This is a genomic window from Rathayibacter sp. AY2B7, assembly GCF_002931635.1.
Lineage (GTDB): Bacteria > Actinomycetota > Actinomycetes > Actinomycetales > Microbacteriaceae > Rathayibacter.
Window position 1 is genome coordinate 1 of the sequence record NZ_PSUC01000176.1, and the last position, 3,475, is coordinate 3,475.

Consider the following 3,475-nt stretch of genomic DNA (forward strand, 5'->3'; position numbering starts at 1 on the left):
GTCGAGGGCGCCGTCGCGCCCGTAGGACGTTCGATCGTCCGCGCAGGCGTCGAGGCGAGTGCTCTGCGACATCAGGACGCCGTCCGCCTCACGGTGCGCTGTCGACGACGGCGGTCACGACGGCGGTGAACTGCTCTACGGTCCCGACGGGGATCGCGCCCTGATCGGAGGAGGTGAGGGTCCGCTCTCCGATGAGGAGTCCCGCTCTGGGGTCGATGACGATCTCGGGAATGTTTACGTCGGCGGCGATCCTGAAGGCATGCCGGGTCGGCCGTCGAGGACGGCGCTCGCTCGGCCTGTCCCCGTCCGATCGCTCCGCTGCCGGTGCTGAAGTGGGGGTACGCGGGAGGCGGAGGCGTGCGCGGCGATGCCCCATCCTGAGCAGGTCGGGGACTGGAGGCGTCGTCTCCAGCGGGCATCCGACGCGAAGGAGCCCCGACCCATGACCGACGTCTCGACGACCGGCGCTCCCGGCCCCTCCCGCCGCCAGGTCGCTGCCGCCGCCGCCTGGTCCGCGCCCGTCGCCGTCGCAGCCTTCGGCGCCCCCTCCGCGCAGGCGTCGACCGCGCCGGCCGACCCGTTCGACGGGCTGACGGGACTGTGGGGCACCCCGCACGACCTCGGCGGCGTGACTCGCGTCGACTTCACGGTCGTCAACACCGCGACGACCGGCTTGCTCTTCAACGGCATCACCCTGAACCACTCGAACATCGACGGGGCCGACCAGCAGACCCTCGCGATGGGCGCTGTGGGCTGGCGGTCCTCGAACGACATCGTCGACCTCGGGACCGCCGCGTCGCCTCCGATCAGGATCTCGTCGTGGCGCATCGGCACGGCGCCGCTGGAGCCGGGAGGCGCCGTCGTCTTCGGCGTCTTCGTCGCGCGCTCCGGCTCGGTCGCCCTGCTGCCGTCCGTCAGCGAGCTCTGGAACAGCGGGGTCGTACCCGCGTCCTCCTTCCCGTCGCTGACGCTGCGCACCTGGTGACGGCACGAGCACACCCCACGGCCGGCCACTCGAGATGACCGCCCGCTGTCAAAGAGCGCCAGCTCCACACCTGGTAACGATCATCCCGCGGGAGCACGGCGGCTCGGACTAAGAGGAAGAGCCCAATCGCCCGAGCGGTGTCACACGATTGAAAGGACTGAATTCAAGTCAGCGCGACAACCACGAGCCACCCACCAAAGCGCCCCGCTAGACCATCCCCATACGGGACCGTCGCTCGATGGAGAGGGACCCCGCGCAACCGCTCGACCCACGCGCACGACTGCGGGCGGGTCGATGGCGGGGAACTCATCGGGTCAGCCTAGGAGCCGTTGGGCTTCCTGCTGGCCCGCGACAGACGTTCCCCTTTTGGAACGGCGTTGAGTCTCTCAGGCCGAGACGCGACCATGAGGAAAGCGGTGACGTCGCTTAACCTGAGCCGGTGGGGACGTTCTCGAAAGTGCGCAACACGGTCGCGGTCGCGGCATGCCTGGCGGTCGTGACGGGATGCACGGCGCAGCCTGCAGCACCGACTCCGCCACCGGCGACGAACACGGACGACGGCTTCACCTCCCCGCTGACCGGCGATCTAGGCGTGGCGACGTTCACCGGGAGCGACGGGACCACCGGCGCCGTCCAGTTGAGCGCGGCGGACGGCCGGCTGGCCCTGACATCCGACGAGCTCGTCATCCCCGCCGCGTCCTCCGGTTCCGTAGCGGTCATGGGGGCGCTCGATCCGATCGACGCGGATACCACCTGTTTCGACGTCGATTTCCCGATGCGTCTCGCGGACGCGGAGTCCGGGAAGCCCTATAAGGCGTGGCGGAACCTCGCAGAGTTCCGCGGCGACCCGACAGCGATCGATCAACTCGTTCTCACGACACGACCGCAGGACGACCCCGACTGCTCGACCAGAATCCTCGCCATCGCTGACGTCCAGTGGAACGTGCAGCCGCAGCGCAATACCCTCGTCGCCCGGGACGTCGGCCCGCGTGCAGCAGCGCGTGGCGAGGTGTCATCCACTGACGGGAAGCCGACGTCGTACGCGGTCGCTCGCAACGACCTCGCAGAGGACGTCGCGGCACGATTCGGCATGACGGCCGACGACCTGTTCTACCTCAACCCGTTCCGGTTCCCCTCGGACGAGATCCTCCGCGTCGGTGAGGACCTGAATCTCACCGTTGCCGCCCGATGACCGCGAGCCAGGCGGTCGCCCTCGACGGAGGAGCGTGATGGTCGCCGTATCGGCCGCGGCGCTCTTCCTGCCCCAGGTGCGGATACTGTCGCGGCCCGTCATCGACCAGGAGCACCCGTGTTTCTAGCGTTTCTCGCTGGCGCCCCGGCCGTCATCGGAATCCTGTGGCTCGTCAACCTCTCAGGCGACAGGTCCCAAGAGAAGATGCGGCGGGACACCTGCATCGGCGCCCTTATCGTCAGTTTGCTGTTCATCGTCGGAGCCGTCGTCTACTGGTTCGTGCCGGTGGAGACGAGCAACGATGCTCAGGGATCGTTCGGCGGTTCCGCCTTCGCCGTCGCTGCGCTGGTCGTCAGCGGCATCCTCGGCCTCCTCCTCACCTTCATCCTCTGGCTCACGATGCCAAGAGGGACAGGGTTGGAGCGCGACTGATGTCCGGCGCTGCTCGCACGACGATGTGATCGAGAGGCGTTCACACCACTGACCCCGCGGAGACACTTCGACAGGGCGATGAGAATCGCGCCCTGCGTAGGCTGAGCGACAGTTCGACGGACGGAGCAGCGCACACCATGACAGACACGAACGCGATCGGCCGGCTATCCGTCATGGCCGCTGCGACCGGGCTCGTTCTGGCCCTGGCCGGGTGCACGGCACCCCTCGAGGGAACCGCCGTCGCCAGCCCCTCGGCGACGTCCGCCGCTCCCAGCCTTCCTACGAACAGCCCCACGGATGACTCTGATGCAACGGACGCTCCCGCCGCCCAGTCGCTTCTGGAGCAGCTGCCCATCCGCACGTCGCTCGAGAGCGTGTCCAACGATGCGAGCGGCGATCTCCTGATCGAGGAGCGAGAGGACGGGACAGTGTGGCTGTCCTTCAGCGGGCTGAACCTGACCGGAGCAGTGGAACCGCGAGTCCTTCTCACGAGCGCTCCACTCGAGGACAACGACGGCGAGTTGAGGTTCCCTGCGGACGTCGGAAGCGAGGTCGGCTCGCTGACAGCGGATGCTGATCAGGAACTGCAGATCATCGATCCCGACACGATCGGCAGCATCGAGAGCGTCCTCATCCTGGGTGTCGGTGATCCCGGCACCCGCCAGCTCGCAGCCGCTCGAGTGCCGCCCTCCAGCACGGAACAGTGACGCCGCAGCGCCGCGAACGGGCATCGCCATGCATCGCTGCCAGCACCCGCGTCGCCCCAGGAGCATCACGAGCGCCCCGACTCGTCGTGGAACGCGCACGAGCTCTCATGGTGTCCTTCGCGTGAATCACCGGTCATCGATTCGGAAGGAACGCGATCC

Annotated in this window: 4 protein-coding genes; all 4 read left to right on the forward strand. The window is 68.1% G+C overall.

What is annotated here, in order from left to right; translation table 11 throughout:
• The first annotated feature begins 442 nt into the window (after window positions 1-442).
• The 4 genes from C5C27_RS16955 (at window position 443) to C5C27_RS16970 (ending at window position 3,316) form a co-directional block, all read left to right on the forward strand.
• Entirely contained in the window at window positions 443-985 is a 543-nt protein-coding gene (locus tag C5C27_RS16955) for a hypothetical protein (protein ID WP_104314986.1), read from the forward strand.
• 439 nt (window positions 986-1,424) lie between these two features.
• Window positions 1,425-2,177 carry a hypothetical protein gene (locus C5C27_RS16960; RefSeq protein ID WP_146079745.1) on the forward strand — a complete coding sequence of 251 codons (753 nt, stop codon included), beginning with the start codon at window positions 1,425-1,427 and terminating at the stop codon, window positions 2,175-2,177.
• A gap of 204 nt (window positions 2,178-2,381) precedes the next feature.
• Window positions 2,382-2,609 carry a hypothetical protein gene (locus tag C5C27_RS16965; RefSeq protein WP_146079746.1) on the forward strand — a complete coding sequence of 76 codons (228 nt, stop codon included), beginning with the start codon at window positions 2,382-2,384 and terminating at the stop codon, window positions 2,607-2,609.
• A gap of 173 nt (window positions 2,610-2,782) precedes the next feature.
• Complete coding sequence (locus C5C27_RS16970; RefSeq protein WP_146079747.1) at window positions 2,783-3,316, forward strand: hypothetical protein; 534 nt, start codon at window positions 2,783-2,785, stop codon at window positions 3,314-3,316.
• Window positions 3,317-3,475: the final 159 nt, after the last annotated feature.

Bases quoted from the DNA above. Each gene is read 5' to 3' on its own strand.
- C5C27_RS16955 (WP_104314986.1), top strand. From the start codon at position 443: ATGACCGACGTCTCGACGACCGGCGCTCCCGGCCCCTCCCGCCGCCAG.
- C5C27_RS16965 (WP_146079746.1), top strand. From the start codon at position 2,382: ATGCGGCGGGACACCTGCATCGGCGCCCTTATCGTCAGTTTGCTGTTC.
- C5C27_RS16970 (WP_146079747.1), top strand. From the start codon at position 2,783: ATGGCCGCTGCGACCGGGCTCGTTCTGGCCCTGGCCGGGTGCACGGCA.